This is a genomic window from Cetobacterium sp. 2G large, from assembly GCF_014250655.1.
In the GTDB taxonomy this organism is placed as follows: Bacteria; Fusobacteriota; Fusobacteriia; order Fusobacteriales; family Fusobacteriaceae; genus Cetobacterium_A; species Cetobacterium_A somerae.
In genome coordinates, this window is record NZ_JACHTH010000007.1 from 236,920 (window position 1) to 257,030 (window position 20,111).

The following is a 20,111-nucleotide window of genomic DNA, read 5'->3' on the forward strand; positions in this document are numbered from 1 at the left end:
TCATTTTTTTTAGGGAGTGACTAGCATGTCACTCCCTAATATATTTTACTACTTTGCTTCTTTTGGTAAGATTGCCTCTACATCTGAGTGTGGTCTTGGAATTACGTGAACAGAGATTAACTCTCCAATTCTATCTGCAGCTGCTGCTCCAGCATCTGTTGCTGCTTTTACAGCTCCAACGTCTCCTCTAACTAAAACACTCACAAGTCCTCCTCCAACAATCTCTTTTCCTATTAAAGTTACGTTTGCTGCTTTCACCATTGCATCTGCTGCCTCTATCGCTGCTACTAATCCTCTTGTTTCTACCATTCCTAATGCATTTAAAGTTGCCATAAATATCCTCTCCTTATCTATTTTTTAGTTTTATCTCTTCTATTTACTACTGATTTTGTTTCTACTTCATCTACTATTTCTTCTACTATCACTTCATTTTCTTCTGGAAGCTCTACAATTATCTCTTCCTCTACTACCTTTTCTGTTGGAACCTCTTTTTTTTCTAACATATTGTATACTTCTTCAGTTGGTCTTGGGATTACATGACTTCCCATATAAACTCCTAATCTTTTAACTGCTTCAGCTGCTGCTTCTACTGCAACTTTTACAGCTCCAACATCACCAACTATTTCAACTGTCACTATTCCACCTTTTACAAGATGTCTATTTAGTACCTCTACATCTGCCGTCTTACACGCCACATCTACAGCCTCTATCGCTCCAACCATTCCTCTTGTTTCAATCATTCCTAACGCTTTCATAATTTAAACAACTCCTTTTAGAACTTTAATGGATTTTGAGCAACATATTTCACAGCATCAGCAAAAGCATCACATGCTGCTTTACATGCTGATTGACTACCTGTTAAAAGTCCTCCTCCAAAGTTAGTTTCTGATGGTGGTCCAAAGAAAGCTGCTAATCTTACATCTGCTGCTTTTAATGCTACATCAAGTGCATACATAGCTTCTAAAGGTGGTGCTATTAAATATGCTAAAGCTTCTCCCTCTGGTACTCCTGCAGTTTTTGACAAATAAGTTCCTGTTCTTGAAACACAGTGAGCATAATATGCAATTGTATCATCATCATTAGCACTATAGAAACATGCTTCATTTTCTATAAAGTCTACTATTGCATTTAATCCACTTTTTACTTCAGCAGGTGTAGGTCCAGCTATTATTCCAATAACTTCTCCAGCTAATTTTGTATTTGCATTTGCTGCTCCACCATAAAATGATCTACCATAAACTACTTCAACTTCTGACATTTTTGTTGCATAATCTAATGCTGTATATGTTACATCATCACAATCTGCTGTAACTATTCCAATACTCTTATACCCTTTTGGAAGTTTGAACTCTTCCGCCATTTTATCATCTACATTTGGTATTAGCTTAACTGCTAAAACACTTGGTTTTATAGGATCGTTTGTCATTTTTTCCTCCTTATAATTTTAAATCTTGTCCGCTTGCTTTAGCGTCTAATATTTTCTTAATTATATGTGCCACATGTGCTCCTGCTTCCACTGCTGGAGTTCCTTTTTCATGTATATTTGATACAACTGTTCTCTTAGCTTCTGGTATTCCTACATATCCTTTATACGTTATATATGCACTCATACTTTCTGCAGTTGCTAGCCCTGGTCTCTCTCCAATTAATACACAAGTTACTGTTGCACCAAGTGTTTCAGCTACGTCATCTGAAGCAGCAACTCTTCCATATTTCAAGAAAAATGGTGTTCCTGTATCTATTCCATAAGCTTTTAATCCATTTAATAGTGCTGGAAGTATATTTTCAACGTTTACTTCTACTGCTGTTGAACTAAGACCATCTGAAACATAAACTTGAACTGTTGGATTTTGTTTACATCTCTCTTTTAAAACCTTTACAGCTTCATCTGATAATCTTCTTCCTAAATCTGGTCTTGTTATATATTCATCTTTAGAGTTACATCTTGTTTGAACTGTAAATAGATTATTTTTAGCTAATACTTCATCTGAAACATCAGTAAATACAGCATCTTGTGCTGAAGCGTGGTCAGCTCTAAATCTTAACATTGTTGATGTTGTATATCTTGTTCCAGCTCTTCCAATTCCAACTCTTGCTGGTGTTTTTCTTTTATACTTTAATAACTCCTCTCTATTTTTTGGATTCACTACGTCTATAACTTCTCTTAAATCAATTTTAGTTATATCCTCTACCTCTTCCAAATTAGAAAGTGTTTTTTCAACTCTCTCTTTTACTTTTTCTAAAGCCTTTCCCTCTCCATCCATCTCTTTTAAAACTTGTGATATTATATCTTTCAACTCTTTTTCAGAAATCATTATTCTCTCCTCCTATAAAAATAGTGATGCATCTCCTGCAAGATTAGTTAAATTTCCATCCTCATCTCTGATACCTACTTTTTCTAGCCACTCCTCAAACTCTTTTATAGGTTTAACATTTAATGTTTCTCTTAAAGTTTGAATATCATGATATCCTGTAGTTTGGTAGTTTAACATAATATCATCTCCAGCTGGAACTCCCATAAAATAGTTACATCCAGCTGCTGTTAATAAAACAGCTAAGTTTTCAATATCGTTTTGGTCTGCCTTCATATGGTTTGTATAACAAACGTCAACTCCCATAGATAATCCATGAAGTTTTCCCATAAAGTGGTCTTCTAATCCAGCTCTTGTAACTTGTTTACTATCGTAAAGATACTCTGGACCTATAAATCCAACTACGGTATTAACTATAAATGGATCGTATTTTTTAGCAAATCCATAACATCTTGCTTCCATTGTTAATTGATCCACACCATTATGTCCATCTGAAGAAAGTTCAGAACCTTGTCCTGTTTCAAAATACATTACATTTGGTCCAGCTGCTGTTCCATGAGTTAAAGCTAACTGTCTTGCTTCCTCTATCATATCTCCTGTTATTCCAAAAGCTTCATTTGATTTTTGTGATCCAGCTATACTTTGGAATATTAAATCTGTAGGAGCTCCTTTTCTTATAGCTTCCATTTGAGTAGTTACGTGAGCTAGTACACATATTTGTGTTGGTATATTAAATTTTTTCTTTATCTCATCAAATCTTTGTAAAACTCTAACAACACTATCTACAGTATCATCAACTGGGTTTAATCCTATTAAAGCATCTCCAACTCCATAGCTTAATCCTTCTAGTAGTGAAATCATTATTCCATCTGGATCATCTGTTGTATGATTAGGTTGCAGTCTAGCTGCTAGAATCCCTTTTCCTCCAATTGTTGTGTTACAATGTTTTTTTACTTGAATTTTACTCGCCGCTCTAATCAAATCTAAATTTGACATTAACTTTGTAACTGCTGATATCATCTCTGAAGTTAATCCTCTTCTTATCCACTGAATCTCTCTATCTCCATTTTCAGTAGCTAATAACCACTCTCTTAATTCACCAACAGTCCATTCTTTTATCTCTTCATATACCTTTAAGTTTAAAGCGTCTATTATAATTCTTGTAACCTCATCTTGATCATAAGGAACTGCAGGATTCTCTTTAAACTCTTTAAGTTTTATATTAGATAATACCTCTTTTGCTGCCACTCTTTCCTTTGTACTTCTTGCTGCTATTCCAGCTAACTCATCACCTGATTTTTCTTCATTTGCTTTAGCCATAACATCATATAAATTTTCAAATACATAGTCTTGGCCAAAAAGTCTTGTGTGTAATCTCATCAAACTCACCCCAATCTATTTTTTTTATTTAATAACTTAAAACTAATGTCTTTACAATTACTGGTAATACGCTTCCACTTCCAAGAGGAAGTCCAATATCTACAAAGTCACCATCATTAACTTTTATACTGTCTATACAAACTATTGGAATCCTATTTTCAGATTCTAATATTAAGCACTGTCCTAAAACTTTTCCTATGTCTTCCTCTACTATAATCACTAGTCTTTTAAATCTTTTCATCACCTCATAAATATTTTTAGACATCTCTTGTATATCTTTATATTTAAGTCCTTTTCTACCGCTTAATCCAATGGCTACATCTTGATATCCATCATCTGCTTTAAACCACTCTAATTTTTTTTCCAAAACTTTTACTAAATCTTTATAATCAAAATTTTTATCTGCATCATTTATTTTCAATATAGGGAGATTTTTTATTGGAAGAACCTCTTTAGCGTAACTTATTGTACTTCCACTTATCTCAGTTGTATGAGAACCTGCTCCTACAACTGTAGCTCTTATAGTTTCTCCTAATCTCACTATATTTATTTTTTCTTTTTCAAATTTTCTTTTTATACAAACTCCTAAAAGTGGACCGATATCATCATAGGTATAGTAATCTTTCTTTTCAGGTTCAGTGTAGATAAAATCAGCTACACCTCCTGAGAAACTAATAAATTCACCTTTCAATAGAGTTCTATAGTCTTTATCTGTTATTAGTAATCTGTAATCTTCACTTTTAAGTTGATTATTTCTTACTGCTTCTAAAAGAATTTCAGCTATTTTATCACATAAAATTTCTAAATCTCTTTCACTAGCAATCTCTCCAACTTTTAAACTTCTTAAATTCAATCTTTCAATAAGCTTTTCATATTTTTTAAAAATATATGCTATCTTTAAACTATTTTTTTCAAACTTTATTAATCTACCACCTATATCTAAACAAGTTGTGTCTTCAACCTCACCCTTATCAAATAAAGAGATATTTGTTGTTCCACCACCTATATCTAAATTATAAATACTTGTATTATTCTCTTCTGAAAACTTCATAGCCCCAGAGCCTTTTCCAGATATTATACTTTCTAAATCTGGTCCAGCTGTTGCTACGACAAAATCTCCAGCCATTCCACTTAAAGCCTTTAGTACCTCTCTAGCATTACTTTTTCTAGCTGTTTCTCCAGTTATTATCACAGCTCCTGTACTTATCTTATCTCTAGGAACTTTAGAAGCTTCATACTCATCTTTTAATATTTTTTTTAAAGCTTCTATATCAATTTCGTAAGAATTTACAAGTGGTGTTGTATAGATTTTACTTCTGTAAAAAATCTCTTTGTCCACAATTTTTATTTGAGGAACTCTTGCTCCAGAAGATAGATTTTCTAAAGTTATTTTCGAAAAAACTAACTGGGTTGTAGATGTTCCAATATCAATTCCCACACTTATAATCTCTTCCTTCACTAAATTTACCTCCTAATTAGAACAAAAAAAGCTAAAGAAATATAGTTACCCACTATATTCTTTAGCTTCTTTGCTATTTTAAAATATACAACCTTGTATATTTAATATTCATTTTTTATTTCAAACTTGACTGTTGTACCTTTTCCTACTTCACTACTAATTTCAAAACTACCTTTTAACTGCTCTTTTATTATTTTTTCAACTATCATTAATCCTAAACCAGAAGATGATATCTTTTCTTTAGGAATTCCGACCCCATTGTCAGAAATTGTAATTCTTGAAAAGAAGTGATCTTTCTGAATAAGTATTTTTACCTTTCCAGCTACATCGTCTGGAAAAGCATAATCTACTATATTTTGGATAATTTCATTTATAACTAAAGCAATCGCTGTAGCTTTCTCAGATGAGATATTAAAGTTATCTCCAATAATAGTAAACTCTATTTTTTCTTTTTTGTCAATAGTTTTTGTTGAATAATTTTTGTATATTAAGTCAACTATTTCTCTGATATTAAGATTATCGAATCCTTTTTCGGACAAAACCTCATGTGTTATAGCTATACTTAAAATCCGACTGATAGTTTCATCTAAGATTTTTTTAACCTCTCTATTTTTAGATCTTCTACTTTGAATCCTTAATAAACTAGCAATTGTTTGCAAATTATTTTTTACTCTGTGGTGTATCTCTTTGATTGCCACAGATTTCAAAATTATCTCTTGCTCTTTACTTTTCTCTTGGGTTATATCTCTAACTATCATAATCACATTTTGCCTTTTTTTATTTTCTAGAGTTGCGAAATAACTAACTGATAAAACCATATCTAATATACTTATCTCAACTACATCTATCTTTTTATTTTGTAATATATTATTAAACTCCACGCTGTTGATAACTATATTTTGAAATGTTTCACCTACAATATTTTTTCCAAATCCCATTTTTTCATAAATAGATTTAGCTACTCCATTGGCATAAGTTACAGTTTCATTATTATTAAATATAACTATTCCATCTTTTATAAGCTCTGGTATTGTATATCTACTTTCTAAAAAGTTACTCATTAACTCCTCAGGAGTTTCTACATCTCCTATTTTTAAAAGGGTTTTCTTTTTATCAGAATGCTCTAATATCAAAACACCAATAATCTCATTACTCTCATTTTTTATAGCAATTACATTTTGTAAAACTGTTTCTCCCTCTTGAGTTATAGCTTTATAATTTTTAGATGGCATTCCAGTTTGTAAAGTTCTTAAAACAGCTGGTTCATTTTTATAAAGAGCTACCTCTCCAGCTATATTTTTAGAATACATACTTCCTGTTTCAGGTTTCGAATGATGTACTACTAAAGCTTTCTCTCCATCTTTTGTAGGACAATCTATAAATGTGTCCACACCTAAAACGTTACTTAAAATTATAGCTGTTTCCTCTAATTTTTGTATTTTATCTATATCTTGCGTTGTTAGAGTAGCACACATTTTACAATAAGTTTTTATCATAACAGCTCTCCAGTAGTATTTATAATTTCAGATAGCTGACAGATTGAAATTCTCTTTTCCATACTTATTTTTCTAATTTTTGTATATGCTTCATCCTCAGTTAAAGAGTATTTACACATTAAAATACCTTTGGCTTTCTCTAACATCTTTCTCTCTTTTAGTTTTCTTTCACTTAACTCTAAAGCATTTTTTAGTTTTATTTTTTCACTATAATTTTTATACAACAAATCCATCTGTGACAAAAGAATCTTTTCATCTAATGGTTTTATTAAATACCCTGACACATCATATTCAGTAGCCTCTTTTATATAGTTTTCCACGCTATAAGCTGTTAGCATAATTATGCAATTTTTATACTCCTTTTCTTTTAAAATTTTTGCCACATTTGTTCCTAAAAGAAAAGGCATCTTCAAATCTAAAAGTAAAATATCTGGAGTATGTCTAAGCGCTAGTTCAACAGCTTCTAGTCCATCCTTAGCTTCCCCTAAAACATCGTACTCATTTTCTTTTAACATCTCCACAAGATCCATTCTTATCAATGAATCATCCTCTGCTACAACAACGGTTTTTCTCATTAACTCACCTCAAAAAAGTTTTTAAGCACTCCACTCCCTTTAAACTTTTCAAGTCCAAAGGAAAGATCTTTTCAACTCCTGCATTCTCTAGTATCTTTTCGGCATCTTTACAATTTTCCTCTAAATCAATTTTAGTTATTGCCCCCAAGACTTTTTTTCCTAGAAACATACTTGCAAAATTTGGTGGATATAGATTTTCCTCATCTGTTGCTGATTGAATTAATATTATGATATCTGCATCTATAGAAACAACATTTAAAGCTTTATAGTATACTTTATTTTCTAAATACTCTCCTGGTGTATCAATTATCTTTCCAATATAATCTACCATCTGTGTTTTTTTGTACTCAACTTTTTGATTATTTAAAATTTGAGTTAATGTTGTTTTTCCACTTCCAGTTTTTCCTACTAACATTATTTTCATATCTTAAGACCTCGAAATATTTGTAATCGAAAAATTTAAAGATGTTTTTAAGTATTCCATAATTGCTTCTAAAGAACTTTCTATACTTGAAACATCTCCTGTTATAACTAAAGTTCCACTAAATCTGTCTAAAAATCCTATCTCTATTGCTCCTGATTTTGTTGCTATATCTGCTGCTATTATTGCTGCTTCTCCTGGAGTTATTGTCAATATCCCTATAGCATTTTTATTTTCAACATTTAGCCCCATTTTTTTATAGATATCTATATTTGGATGAGCTATTAGATGTGCTAGTGTCACTTGCTTTCCTGGTACATACTCCTGAATCATTCTAACTTTTTCCATAGTTATACCTCTTTTGTTTTTATTTTACTTCATTTGTTTACAATTAAATCACAAATGTCCATTTTTTTCAAGGATAAAAAAATTGCAACTTCTATAAAGTTGCAACCTACATAGTTTTTATATCAAAATATTTTTAGCTTTTAAATTCAAATTGATTTTTTTTAGGAAACAATCCAAATAAACCTCCAGTATGAACAAATAAAATATTTTTAGAGTTTTTGAAACTTCCTTTTTTTATTTCTTTATGAAGTCCAAACATAGCTTTCCCAGTGTACACAGGATCTAAAATTACTCCCTCTTTTTTTGCTAAATCCCATATAAAATTTAATTCCTCTTGAGTACTTAAAGCATACCCATCTCCTACATAACCATCAATTATATCCATATTCTCAGATTTTACTTTTTCTAAATCTTTTTCATTTAAATACTCCTTACTCTCTTCAATAATCTCTTTTACTTTTTCTTTGAAAAATTCAGCAGTATCACAAACATTAAATCCTACAACTCTTCTTTTTCCATCTAAATATATATCATTTCCCATATGAATTCCAGCATATGTCCCACCAGAGCCTACAGCTACTACAATAGTATCAAATTTTATATCTGATTTTTCCTCAAACTCTAATACCTCTTTAACAAAATTTATATACCCTAAACTTCCAACTCCATTAGATGCACCTTCAGGTATTATATAGCCTTTTCGTCCATCTTTTTCCAGCTCTTTTACTATATTTTCCATTATCTCTTGTCTACTATTACTATATTCATCTGATGTTATAAATCTAATATCAGCTCCTAAAAGTCTGTCAACAAAGTAGTTTCCATCTACCTCAGGTTCCTCATTAGTTCTTAAAACTAAAACTGATGAAAGCCCTGCTTTTATGGCTGCTGCTGCAGTTGATCTAGCATGATTTGATTGTATTCCACCACAAGTAATTAATGTATCACATCCCTGGTCTATAGCCTCTTTAATTGAATACTCCAACTTTCTAACTTTATTTCCAGATACTTCACTTCCCGTTTGATCATCTCTTTTGAAAAAAATATTAACTCCCAACTCCGCTGAAATTTTTTCTAATTTTTCAATCTTTGTAGGTAAATTTGCAATATTAATTTTGTTGTTCATTAAATTTCCCCCTTTTTATTATAAGTTCTGATTTTTTAAGATTATATCACATTAATTTTATATAGGTAAAAAACTTTATTTAAAATAAAATTTTTACTATTGACTTAACAATACATTGAATGTAAAATTATTTCATAATAGTTTAAGGAAATACAAAAGGAGTGAAATGTGAATAATAAAATACCTAACGATTCAATTACAGCATCAGCAAATTTATCTCATTTTGGTAATAATGAAGTTTCTTTAGTTCTTGACGGCAATTTAGAAACTGTTTATGCTTCTAATGGAAGTTATCCTACTGGCTCTTACGGTGATATCTATTTTAAGCTACCTCAACATAGAGTGCTTGAAAAAATAGATTTTTATACAAGTAATCTTAGAGGATGGGGACTCATTCAAAGTTTTGAAGTTCTATATAAAAATAATATATCTACAGCAGACTGGATCTCTGTATTTAGATCATCTAATTGGGAAACAAGTGAAGGTTTAAGAACAGCTGAATTTTCTCCAATTTTTGCCAATGAAATTTGTATTCGAGTTCATGGAAGTAACGGAAGATTTATTACTATGAATGAAATAAGTTTTTACAGTAGTTTAATGCAAGAGCTAAATATGCTCACATTTTTCGATGAAATCAATGGTGATTTTATACTTTCGGATTTTTTAACTTTAGCAATAATTGATGAAGTTCAAAATGATATAAAAGATTTTCCAGAGTTATACAGTGTTAGTGAAATAGTTAAATACCTATTTTTCTCTAAAATGACTACAATTAAATATAATGAAGTTGCAATCTCTAAAAACAATTCAATAACTATTGATGAGTTTTGCAATACTTTAAAAATTGTTAAAACAGATAAACTTAACTCTTTAGGAATGTTTGTTAAGAATAGTAAAAATGTAATATTCATATCTAACTCTGATTGTGAAATAGTTTGTTTTGAAGATAGAAAAGATTTTCATTACAATAAAACTATAAAATTAGCAAGAGGAATAAATAAAGTTTTTATCCCTAAATCTGGAGAACTTTTTCTAATAGGTGACCTTAATGAAAATATATATATTAGAGGATACGGATTTGATGAAACAAATGTATTTAAAATGGGAGAAAGTAAGTTCAACCAATTTTTAAACTTACAAAATGGTAGAAAAAATATGTTTATCGAGGGGAAAAACTTTATTGCTAATATTGATATTAATTGGATTAAAAACAGTTTCGATGAACATCGTTTTTTAGATGCAATTATCACTATTGATGCTTACTATGACTACTTATATGCAATCTTGGATACACCTTTATATTTTGATAAAAATATAATTAAAAGATTATTATGGCAGGGAGATTCTGAAGAAAGAGTTGGAATAAAAAATACAGATATTGGAAGTATTTTAAACTTTGGTGGAGATGCAAGTTTATTTTTCAAAAATGGAATTCACAATTTTGCAACACCTTTAATTTGTAGATTAACTGCTGAAGAAATGGTTTCTAATAAATTTTTCTCTAAAGAATTAAGTGACCTTTTAAAACTTGGATTTTATAAAACTTTTGAATTTAAATACAATAAAGTTTTAGCTCTAACAGGAGAAAATAAAAAAGATATATTTATAAAAATCATGCTGTATTCAAATTCTGATAGATTTATAACTAGACTTTTTAGAAAATACTACACATATGAATTTTCTGAAAATGAAAATCCTCTAGATAAATTAGCTCTTTGGTTAAGTGAGTTAATTTGTAGAAATGTAGCTTCTCTTTTCATACAAAAAGGATATACTCTTTCACAAGACACTATTAATCTTTGCAATAAATATCCTAATCTATTTTTAGATATAGATAATATAACTTTTGAAAATCATAAGGAATTTTTTAGAAGAGAAAGAGAGTTGTTCAATCAATATTACTTAAATAGAATACAGCAGGAGGTGACAAGATAGATATGGATTTAAAAGAGTTCGTTCCAGAATTGATTTTTATTAGAAATGGTAATGCACCTAGTTCAAAAACTTTCACTTTAAAACTCAACGATTACTCAGTGGTTACTAATTTAATTTTAGAGAGCCAAAACAATATTTTTCCTTCATCTTTAAATATTCAATTTAAAGATTTTTTAAATAATACTATAAATCTATATGCTAGAGAAATTAGTGAAGAAGGAAATATTCAAAAATGGGAACTTGATCCTGTGTTAACAAGAGAGGTTAAAGTTTTAATAGAAGATGACGAAGCCTCGATTATAAATGTTACTCCTGTTATTGTAAACGGAAGAAAGTATTATAAAAATGAAGATGTTGATACAAGAATAAAATTAAATGAAGTAGAGATTAGTTCTGAAAACCAAAATAAAGAGTTTTATTTTAAACTTCAAGAATCAAGAATTGTAGATAGAATAAAGTTTATTCCTAATGGAGAGTTCGAATTATTTTATTCATCTGGTGATAACCAAGATTTTGTAAAAATAACTGTTGAAGCTGATAGCAGTAGTGGAACTTATAAATTTTTACCTATTATGATGAAAAAACTATTTATAAGAAGTAGTAATCCTCTGACAGTAAACTTTTTAGAGAATACAAATATATTCATCTTTAACTACATCTCTTATGAAATAGACTCTCTTTTCACAGATAATACCTTTACAGCATTAAATGAAGGTATTACCTATAATACAATAAAAGCTATTAGCTCTAAAGTACATACTACTGAAGAGTATATTTTAAAGTTAAATTTAGCTAAAAAACTACTAACTGGAAAAGAGGATGGAAAAACTATGATATACAGAAATGATAAGTTTGAAATGTGGAAAGAGTTTTCTCTAAGCGAAAACCTAGCTCATGGTTATATTGAAGTTGAATATACTGATAACTATGGAAATATTTTTACAAAAGTTCCTCTATCTATTGATGAAAATAAAGTTACATTTAAACCATTTTTTGCAAAAGATATAACTTTTAAAATATATGGAGCAAACCAAGAAAATCTTACTATTACTGGTGCTCCTTTTAGAGAGGATTATTACTCTGAAATCGATGAGGATACTAGAATAGATAAATCTACAATTACAGCTACATCTGGTTGCGGTCATTATGCACATCTTGTAGCTCAAAGAGCTGTTGACGGAGATGAAGCAACTCAGTTTCATAGTAATCCATTTACATCTATAGGTTATGGAGATGTATATTTTTCTTTTAGCCAAGAAAAAGTTATTGATAGAGTTCATGTTTTAACAAGACCTAACTCTTTAGGAAGAATTCAAAACTACACTTTACTTTATAAAGAAAGCTCAGAAGATGAGTGGATGGAAGTTGCTCAATGTTTAATGGATGGGATTTCTGGCAACTGGAGAAACGTTCACTTTAAACCAATCTTAGCTAAAGAACTTTGTGTTAGAGTTACGAAAGGAAATGATGATCATGTTTTAATATATGAAACTGAATTTTTCCGATATAATCGTCTTTACGATACTTTAATGGAATGTTTTACAGATGAAACTAAAACATCTTTAGTTGATAAGGTTGACTTAGAATATTTAAGATATTTAAGAACACTTTTGGCTAATACTGCTGAATATAACTCTATTTATAAAGAGATTGAAAACCTTTATTTAGAAAGCATTGAACCTAACGTATTTAAAGCTGAAAATCTAAAAGAATACTCTGTAGTTACAGGATTACAATTTGTTGCTTTAGAAAATATTTTAAGAGCGGATATTAGATATTTCGATAAGCAAGAAAAAGCATTTAAGCTAAAAAATATTGAGATTAGTCATTTAGAAAACAATCAAAAAGTTGTTAATTTTACAGAAATATACACAGATAACTTTGAACTTTTAATCTATGGAACTTACGAAATTTATGGTGTTGAAGCAATTATAGAAAATATTGAAAACTACTCTTTCAATACTGATGAAGATACAAAATATAATAATGACAATGTAATAATTGATTATTATGCAGTAGATAACGTAATCTATAATATGATTAAATTCTCTGAAAAAAAATTAATTTCGAAATTTTTAACAACTTTTGAAGATAGATTCTCAATTTATTGTGAAAACCCATTGACAAAAGAAAGATATCTTTACAATGAAAATAATCAGTTTAATTCTAGAATTGAACCTATGTTTATTTCAGAGCTTTTTATTAAAACTGCAAATCGTAGAATAAGAAAAGATGAACTTTCTACTTATATCCATAACTTTTTAGAAGACGATTTAAATGAGCTTTTTGTTGATAAAACTTTTACATCTCTAAAGGATGATGTAACATTTGAAAAAATACTAAAATTAGAGGAAAGAGTTCTCGTAACTCAAGAGTATATAGATAAAATTCAATTGGCTAAAGATTTATTCAGAGAAAGGGTTTTTTATAAAGATATCGATTATTCTAACAATGATTTAAGAGTTATTAATCATCTTAAACTTAAATTAAAAAATAATATTAACACTTTATATGGAGTTGAAATACTTTATGTGGATAGCTTAGGAAATAATAGAGTTTTAAAAACTACAAACTATACATTAAAAGAGAACGAAATTGATATAAATTTCTCTTCTATATACACCCAAGACTTCAAAGTTAGAGTTTTTCTAGAAGAGATTGAAAAATGGAAACCTCACTATATCGAAATTATTCCATGTACTCAAAGTGATTATTACGTAATAAACGACTTATTTACTGAAATTCCACAAAATACAATAAAAGGTATATCTAGATGTGGTTCACATAAACCTATTGAAAATGCTCTTGATGGAGATTTAGAAACTAATTTTTATGGAAGCAGTATAGGAGATGTTGAATTTATTTTTGAAACGCCTAAAGTTGTGGATCAATTTAGATATGTTTGTAAATCTATAAACGGTAATATAAAAAGTGGTGAAATTTATTATAAAGAAACTAGCAGTGACCAATGGAGATTTGCTACTACCTTCTCAATAGGTAACTCTGCTAATGATGAAGTAAAAATTTTAAAAATTCCACCTGTTTTAGCTAAAGAGGTTATGATAAGAACTTTAGAATCAAGTAGTAACTCAGTATCTCTTTATGAAGTAAATTTCAAAATTTACAATCCTATTCATGCTAGAATAAAAGATATATTTAATGATGATTTTACAAAAGTAAAACCTGGAATCGGAATTAAAGATATTGAAGAGATTGAAAAATATGTAACTGAAGACAAAGAGTTAATTGTAGCTTTAGAACTAGCAAAAGTTTTTATAAATAATAATAGCTCTAATCCTTTTGATGTTCTTTCAATTAAAGCTTTAGAAAAAACTAATAGTTTTTACTTTAATCGAATAAATGCAAATAGTACTGGAAATCTTTATATGACTCCTCACTATTTAAAACCAAACCAAGATTATATATTTGTCTTTAACAGAACTATTACAGGAACTTTAACTAGCTTCTTAGGAAAACCAAATCCTAACTGTAACTTTAATTTTAAACAAGGAATAAATATTATAAATCCTGGTGACCAACAGGGACAACTATTTTTACAAGGTTCTAGAGAATCTGAAATTAGAATGTATACTTTAAGTGAATTAGATAACGGATTAACTTATCGTTATGGATATGATTCTTTTAAAGAGTTTTATCAAAAATCTAAAATAGAGAGTATTATGCCTGAATATCACAGTTGTAATTTAGCTTATATCGAAGGAGTTAATACAATAGCTGCTTTTGACATCGATTGGTTAAAAAGTAATATTAAACCTGAAAACTTTTTAGACGTTCTAAGAACTAGAGATGAATATATCGACTTTTTATATAATTTAGTTGGAGCTAATAAAGCGTTTGATGAGCCTATCCCTTACAAAAGATTAATGTGGACAGGATTAAGTACAAATAATCCTCACGCTGGTGTTGGTACTGGAAATGGATATACAGCTTATAGTGGAGGCCCTTTAGCATTTAATCATTTAACTAAAGAAAGATATGCACATCACTGGGTTGTTGGACACGAAGTTGGACATGAGCTTGATAACAATGGTTATTTAATGGGATTATTCGGTGAAGTTTTCAATAACTGGTTTGCTGAATCTGGAATATTAGAGTATATCCATGGCGGTGGATGGTCTAATGACAACATCATCACAAATGAAGAAATCTCAATATATGATGCTGACTATTGGGGAAAGCTTGCTTTCTGGTTTAAAATGAGATATTTCTATAATGATAAAGAGTTTATAATAAAAATGAATGAGTATATGCAAGCAAATCCTACAACTTCAAATGAAGATGCTGCTTCTAAACTTGCTATGTTCACTTCAGATATATTAAATAGAGATACTAGTGACTACTTCTTACGTCATAGTTTCCCAATTTCTCAAGAAGCTATCGATGTTTGTAAAACATATCCACCTTTTGCTATTCCTATTTGGCAAATAAATTGGAACAACAAAGAGGAGTTTATAGCTGAAGAAAATAGATTATTCTTAGAAAAACTTATAACTGTATAATTTTAAAATAAGCTTTAAAAGAGTTGTGGAGCAGTATTTCTTCATAACTCTTTTTCTATATTAGTATAATTTTTTAAAACAATTTAATTTATTTGTATTTTTTTATTGACACACTCTAAGTTACGTGTTATACTTATTTAGTAAAGGTAACGCGGGATAGAGCAGTTGGCAGCTCGTCGGGCTCATAACCCGAAGGTCGTTGGTTCGAGTCCAGCTCCCGCCACCAAAATTTAATATATGAACTTTTGACTGTCAGTTTTGGCAGTTTTTTTTATTTTTTGTAATTTATTATAAAAAAATTGCAGAATAAAATCTGCAATTTTTTAATCTATTTATTTTTTTTATAAGCTGAGTATAAAGATAATATTGTCAAAATTAAAAATACTATAGTTATTGGTCTTGTCCATAAAAAAGAATATGACCCTTCATACATTAAAATTGATTTTCTTAAATTAGTTTCTAGCATAGGACCCAAAATTACTGCTAAAACAATTGGAGAACTTGGCATTTTTATTTTACTCATAATATATCCAATAATACCAAAGCTCAATGTTACAATAACGTCAAATATGCTATTATTCATAGAGTATGATCCTACTGTTGATAAAATAAGAATACTTGGTATCATTAATAACTTTGGAATTTCTACAATTCTACTATAAAACTTAATTCCTCCTAGGCCTACAAATAAAAGAATAATATTTCCTAAAATCATAGCACTAAATAATCCGTATACTATCTCTGGATTTTGTTCAAATAAAAGTGGTCCTGGTGTTAATCCCTGAACTATTAATGCTCCTAATAAAACTGCAGCTACAGCATCGCCGGGAACTCCCAGCGTTAACAAAGGTACTAATGCTCCTCCTGTTACCCCATTATTTCCAGCTTCTGGTGCTGAAATTCCAATTAAACTTCCACTTCCAAATTTTTCATTTTTGTTGCTTCTTTTAGCTTCATTATAGCATACAAAAGCTGCTATATCTGCTCCCGCTCCAGGTATAGACCCTATAAAAGTTCCTAAAACTCCTGATTTTATCATCGTTGGAAGAGATTTTTTTATCTCTGAAAAAGTCATATAATTTTTATCCATTTTTATGTCATTTTTTATATGCTTTTCTTTTAACATAATTTCTATTTGATTAAAAACTTCTGAAACTGCAAATAAACCAATTAATACTGGAATAACAGATAGTCCATTTAATAAATCCACTATGTCGAACGAGTATCTTGGAAAACTTGTTATTGGATCCATTCCCACAGTAGAAATTAACAATCCTATAAATCCTGCTATAATTCCTTTTAGAAAGTTTTCAGAAGATATACTTGCAATTATTGTAAGTCCAAATAATGCCAATGAAAAATATTCTGGTGCGCTAAACTTTAAAGCAAATCTAGCCAAATATGGTGAAATTGTAACTAACGCTAAACAACTTATTAATCCCCCAATTACAGAGGCTATTGTTGATGCACTTAGTGCTTTTGCTGCTTGCCCTTTTTTTACTAATGGATATCCATCTAAACAAGTTGCTGCTGATGCAGGTGTTCCAGGTGTATTTAAAAGTATCGCTGATATTGATCCTCCATAAATAGCTCCTATATATATTCCTACAAGCATAATAAGCCCTGTAACTGCATCCATTCCAAAAGTAAATGGTAGAAGTATTGCCACTCCCATCGTTGCTGTTAATCCTGGAAGAGCTCCTATAACAACTCCTCCTGTTACTCCAGCGATAAGATAAAATAAATTTCCTAATTGTAACGCTGTTCCAAACCCTTCTAATAAATGATTAAACATAACTTCCTCCTATAAAATTCCTGTTGGTAGAGAAACATTAAATACCTTTGAGAACAAGTAGTATATCCCAATAGGAAAAATTATTGAAAATACTATGCTCATAATTATATTTTTTCTATCCAACGTCATTATTACACTAATAGAGAAAATTATTGTAGCTAATAAATAACCTATTTTTTCCATCAAAAATAGATAAACAACACATAAACCTATTATTATAAATGTATTTTTATTATGTTTGCTAAATTTATATATATTCTTGTCTTTAAAACTTTTTATAAACATCAGTACTGAAAGAATTCCTAAGATTATACAAACTAATTTTGGAAAAAACCCAGCTCCTAACCCATTATCTGTCATAAATCCACTTTCAAAACCTCTAGCTAAGTAGTATCCTATTAAACTTACAAGTAAAAGAAATATTGAAAATACTTTTTCTATCATTATTTATTATACTCCTTCTCTTCTTAATTTAAACTTTCTATAATTTTATTTATAGTCACTGTATCTTCTTCTATAAATTTTCCGAAATCTTCACCATTTAAATACTTAATTCCGAAGTTTGAACTATCCATAAACTCTTTAAACTCTTCTGAGTTTGCTGCTGTTTCAAATGCCTGATTTAATTTTGTTATAACTTCTGGAGATGTTCCTTTTGGTACAGCTAATCCTCTCCAAGTTCCTGAAACTATATCATACCCTTGCTCTTTTAATGTTGGAACTTCATTTAAATTTTCTAATCTCTCACTAGCCATTATTCCAATAGGTTTTAATTGACCACTTTTAATTTGTCCAATAGCTTCTCCTGGATTTACTATCGTTAAATCCGCATGATTTCCTAATACTGCTGGAATTGCTTCAGATGCTCCATTATATGGAATGTGATTAAACTTAACACCTTCTTCGATTTCAATTGCCAAAGCATAAAAGTTTGGTTTTGCTGTACTTGCAAATTTTAATTTTCCAGGATTAGCTTTTGCATCGTCTAGCAATTCTTTTATCGAATTATATTTTGAATCTTTATTTACTAATACTATTGCTGGGTCCATATTAATTAAGCTAACTAAATCAAAATCCTTATATGAAATAGGTGATAATTTCATAAGTGGCAATGATATTATCTCCCTTGTTATCATTGTTACAGTATAACCGTCTTTTTTTGACTTTGCCCCATAAGTCATTCCAACAGCTCCCGCTCCTCCAGTTTTATTAACTATAATTACTGGTTTTCCTAATTCTTTCTCAGCTATATTTGATAATTTTCTAGCAACTGCATCTGTTCCTCCACCTGCACCAAATGGTACAACTAAATTTACATTTTTTGTTGGAAACTCTTTTCCAAATGTAAGTAATGATGCCCCTAAAAATAAAATTGACCAAATTTTCTTTTTCATTAAAAACTCCTCCTGAACTTAATTTTAATTATTTTTATAAAATAACTTTTCATGTTAATATATACACTAATTTGTGCATAAAATAAACATTTATAATTGTAGAAAAGTTTCGTATATGAAATTTTTATGTATATTTTTTATATTTTTTTGTCCTTAAATATGTATATTCCTTATATTCTAATAAAATTTATCACTATTTATTGTTTCGTATATGAAATATAATTTGTATACATTTTATTTTTTTATTACAAATTTTTATACTTTACTCTTGTTTATTAGAAAAAATTGAGGTATATAGAGATTATTATAAGTTTTTTTGGGAGGTATATTATGAAAAAAATTTTTACACTTTTAATCTCTTTACTTTTATCTATTGGTATTTTTTCAGCTGAAGAGAAAGAGACTGGTGAATTGCTTATTTATGCTGGACTTATGGAAGACCACGCAATTGCAGCTGCTAAAGAGTTTGAAAAAGAAACTGGAATCAAAACAAAATTCGTTAGAATGAGTAGTGGAGAAATTTTAGCTAGAGTTAGAGCTGAAAAAAATAATATGACTGCTTCTGTTTGGTATGGAGGACCTATTGATGCTTTTGTAGCTGCTAATGAAGAGGGACTTATTCAACCTTATAAATCTCCAAATGCTGCTGATATTGGTGATAAATTTAAAGATCCAAATGGAGTTTGGACTGGAATCTATGTAGGATATTTAGGTTTTGTTGCTAATAAAGAAATTTTAAAAGAACTAGGAATTGAAATGCCAAAATCTTGGCAAGACCTTTTAAAACCAGAGTACAAAGGAGAAATTGTTACAGCTCATCCTGGTTCATCTGGTACTGCATATACAATGTTAGCTACTGTTATTCAACTTATGGGACCTGAAGAGGGAATGAAATATATGCAAAAACTTAATGGGCAAGTTAGACAGTATACAAAATCTGGAACTGCTCCTGGTAGAATGGTTGGTCTTGGAGAAACTGCTATTGGAATCACTTTTCTACACGATGCTATAAAATATAGAAAAGAAGGATATGAAGATATTATAATGGCTGCACCTGCTGAAGGAACAGGTTTTGAAATTGGTGGAGTTGCTGTTTTAGCTAATGGTCCAGATCAAGTTTCAGCTAAAAAATTTGTGGATTGGTCACTATCTAAAAAAGCACAAGAGCTTGGACAAACTGTAGGTTCTTATCAATTTTTAACAAATACAACTGCTATTCCTCCTTCTGAAGTTGAAGAGATTAAAGGAGCAAAACTAATAGAGTACGACTTTGATTGGGCTGGTAAAAATAGAAAAAATCTTTTAGATGAATTTAGTAAAGCTACAAAAGCTGAAGTTCCTACAAAATAG

The 20,111-nt window shown here is 29.7% G+C and carries 17 protein-coding genes and 1 tRNA gene; 4 read left to right on the plus strand and 14 right to left on the minus strand.

Features of this window, described 5'->3' with window-relative positions:
• Positions 1-48: 48 nt before the first annotated feature.
• From eutM to H5J23_RS11805, 11 genes are all read right to left on the minus strand, one after another.
• Positions 49-333 (minus strand): ethanolamine utilization microcompartment protein EutM, encoded by a 285-nt coding sequence (gene eutM / locus H5J23_RS11755; protein ID WP_023050577.1) that lies wholly within the window; start codon positions 331-333, stop codon positions 49-51.
• Positions 334-350: 17 nt separating this feature from the next.
• On the minus strand, positions 351-755 hold the full coding sequence (locus H5J23_RS11760) for a BMC domain-containing protein (protein WP_023050576.1): 405 nt from the start codon (positions 753-755) through the stop codon (positions 351-353).
• 17 nt (positions 756-772) lie between these two features.
• Entirely contained in the window at positions 773-1,426 is a 654-nt protein-coding gene (gene eutL / locus H5J23_RS11765; RefSeq protein WP_023050575.1) for an ethanolamine utilization microcompartment protein EutL, read from the minus strand.
• A gap of 10 nt (positions 1,427-1,436) precedes the next feature.
• Complete coding sequence (eutC, locus tag H5J23_RS11770; protein WP_185892389.1) at positions 1,437-2,315, minus strand: ethanolamine ammonia-lyase subunit EutC; 879 nt, start codon at positions 2,313-2,315, stop codon at positions 1,437-1,439.
• 12 nt (positions 2,316-2,327) lie between these two features.
• Positions 2,328-3,692: an ethanolamine ammonia-lyase subunit EutB gene (locus H5J23_RS11775; protein ID WP_023050573.1), complete on the minus strand. Its 1,365-nt coding sequence runs from the start codon at positions 3,690-3,692 to the stop codon at positions 2,328-2,330.
• Positions 3,693-3,720: 28 nt separating this feature from the next.
• Complete coding sequence (gene eutA, locus H5J23_RS11780) at positions 3,721-5,151, minus strand: ethanolamine ammonia-lyase reactivating factor EutA (RefSeq protein ID WP_185892391.1); 1,431 nt, start codon at positions 5,149-5,151, stop codon at positions 3,721-3,723.
• A gap of 101 nt (positions 5,152-5,252) precedes the next feature.
• Positions 5,253-6,647 (minus strand): sensor histidine kinase, encoded by a 1,395-nt coding sequence (locus H5J23_RS11785; protein ID WP_185892392.1) that lies wholly within the window; start codon positions 6,645-6,647, stop codon positions 5,253-5,255.
• Positions 6,644-7,222: an ANTAR domain-containing response regulator gene (locus H5J23_RS11790; RefSeq protein ID WP_185892394.1), complete on the minus strand. Its 579-nt coding sequence runs from the start codon at positions 7,220-7,222 to the stop codon at positions 6,644-6,646. The genes H5J23_RS11785 and H5J23_RS11790 overlap by 4 nt, the downstream gene beginning before the upstream one ends.
• A gap of 4 nt (positions 7,223-7,226) precedes the next feature.
• Positions 7,227-7,646 carry a EutP/PduV family microcompartment system protein gene (locus tag H5J23_RS11795; protein WP_185892396.1) on the minus strand — a complete coding sequence of 140 codons (420 nt, stop codon included), beginning with the start codon at positions 7,644-7,646 and terminating at the stop codon, positions 7,227-7,229.
• Positions 7,647-7,649: 3 nt separating this feature from the next.
• Complete coding sequence (eutS, locus tag H5J23_RS11800) at positions 7,650-7,991, minus strand: ethanolamine utilization microcompartment protein EutS (RefSeq protein WP_023050568.1); 342 nt, start codon at positions 7,989-7,991, stop codon at positions 7,650-7,652.
• A gap of 133 nt (positions 7,992-8,124) precedes the next feature.
• A complete protein-coding gene (locus H5J23_RS11805) occupies positions 8,125-9,117 on the minus strand; it encodes a D-cysteine desulfhydrase family protein (RefSeq protein WP_185892397.1) in 993 nt (330 codons plus the stop codon).
• 168 nt (positions 9,118-9,285) lie between these two features.
• Here H5J23_RS11805 and H5J23_RS11810 point away from each other — a divergent pair, with 168 nt between their 5' ends.
• The 3 genes from H5J23_RS11810 to H5J23_RS11820 all read left to right on the plus strand — a co-directional run bounded on the left by H5J23_RS11810 (position 9,286) and on the right by H5J23_RS11820 (position 15,798).
• On the plus strand, positions 9,286-11,052 hold the full coding sequence (locus H5J23_RS11810; protein WP_185892399.1) for a hypothetical protein: 1,767 nt from the start codon (positions 9,286-9,288) through the stop codon (positions 11,050-11,052).
• A 2-nt stretch (positions 11,053-11,054) separates the two neighbouring features.
• The gene (locus H5J23_RS11815; protein WP_185892401.1) at positions 11,055-15,572 is read left to right on the plus strand and encodes a discoidin domain-containing protein; all 4,518 of its coding nucleotides are present in this window, start codon (positions 11,055-11,057) and stop codon (positions 15,570-15,572) included.
• 150 nt (positions 15,573-15,722) lie between these two features.
• Positions 15,723-15,798 (plus strand) — tRNA-Met (locus H5J23_RS11820).
• 102 nt (positions 15,799-15,900) lie between these two features.
• Here H5J23_RS11820 and H5J23_RS11825 read toward each other — a convergent pair.
• The 3 genes from H5J23_RS11825 to H5J23_RS11835 are packed head-to-tail and all read right to left on the minus strand — an operon-like array spanning position 15,901 to position 18,761.
• Positions 15,901-17,367 (minus strand): tripartite tricarboxylate transporter permease, encoded by a 1,467-nt coding sequence (locus tag H5J23_RS11825; protein ID WP_185892402.1) that lies wholly within the window; start codon positions 17,365-17,367, stop codon positions 15,901-15,903.
• A gap of 9 nt (positions 17,368-17,376) precedes the next feature.
• Positions 17,377-17,811, minus strand: coding sequence for a tripartite tricarboxylate transporter TctB family protein (locus tag H5J23_RS11830; RefSeq protein WP_185892404.1), 435 nt, complete (start codon positions 17,809-17,811; stop codon positions 17,377-17,379).
• A 23-nt stretch (positions 17,812-17,834) separates the two neighbouring features.
• Positions 17,835-18,761, minus strand: a complete 927-nt coding sequence (locus tag H5J23_RS11835; RefSeq protein WP_185892406.1) for a tripartite tricarboxylate transporter substrate binding protein — start codon at positions 18,759-18,761, stop codon at positions 17,835-17,837.
• Positions 18,762-19,091: 330 nt separating this feature from the next.
• On the opposite strand from H5J23_RS11835, the gene H5J23_RS11840 reads away from it, so the two are divergent.
• On the plus strand, positions 19,092-20,111 hold the full coding sequence (locus H5J23_RS11840; RefSeq protein ID WP_185892408.1) for an ABC transporter substrate-binding protein: 1,020 nt from the start codon (positions 19,092-19,094) through the stop codon (positions 20,109-20,111).

Bases quoted from the DNA above. Each gene is read 5' to 3' on its own strand.
- H5J23_RS11815 (WP_185892401.1), top strand. From the start codon at position 11,055: ATGGATTTAAAAGAGTTCGTTCCAGAATTGATTTTTATTAGAAATGGT.
- H5J23_RS11775 (WP_023050573.1), bottom strand. From the start codon at position 3,692: ATGAGATTACACACAAGACTTTTTGGCCAAGACTATGTATTTGAAAAT.
- H5J23_RS11825 (WP_185892402.1), bottom strand. From the start codon at position 17,367: ATGTTTAATCATTTATTAGAAGGGTTTGGAACAGCGTTACAATTAGGA.
- H5J23_RS11790 (WP_185892394.1), bottom strand. From the start codon at position 7,222: ATGAGAAAAACCGTTGTTGTAGCAGAGGATGATTCATTGATAAGAATG.
- eutC (WP_185892389.1), bottom strand. From the start codon at position 2,315: ATGATTTCTGAAAAAGAGTTGAAAGATATAATATCACAAGTTTTAAAA.
- eutL (WP_023050575.1), bottom strand. From the start codon at position 1,426: ATGACAAACGATCCTATAAAACCAAGTGTTTTAGCAGTTAAGCTAATA.
- H5J23_RS11795 (WP_185892396.1), bottom strand. From the start codon at position 7,646: ATGAAAATAATGTTAGTAGGAAAAACTGGAAGTGGAAAAACAACATTA.
- H5J23_RS11840 (WP_185892408.1), top strand. From the start codon at position 19,092: ATGAAAAAAATTTTTACACTTTTAATCTCTTTACTTTTATCTATTGGT.
- H5J23_RS11830 (WP_185892404.1), bottom strand. From the start codon at position 17,811: ATGATAGAAAAAGTATTTTCAATATTTCTTTTACTTGTAAGTTTAATA.
- eutS (WP_023050568.1), bottom strand. From the start codon at position 7,991: ATGGAAAAAGTTAGAATGATTCAGGAGTATGTACCAGGAAAGCAAGTG.
- H5J23_RS11760 (WP_023050576.1), bottom strand. From the start codon at position 755: ATGAAAGCGTTAGGAATGATTGAAACAAGAGGAATGGTTGGAGCGATA.
- H5J23_RS11805 (WP_185892397.1), bottom strand. From the start codon at position 9,117: ATGAACAACAAAATTAATATTGCAAATTTACCTACAAAGATTGAAAAA.
- H5J23_RS11835 (WP_185892406.1), bottom strand. From the start codon at position 18,761: ATGAAAAAGAAAATTTGGTCAATTTTATTTTTAGGGGCATCATTACTT.
- H5J23_RS11785 (WP_185892392.1), bottom strand. From the start codon at position 6,647: ATGATAAAAACTTATTGTAAAATGTGTGCTACTCTAACAACGCAAGAT.
- eutM (WP_023050577.1), bottom strand. From the start codon at position 333: ATGGCAACTTTAAATGCATTAGGAATGGTAGAAACAAGAGGATTAGTA.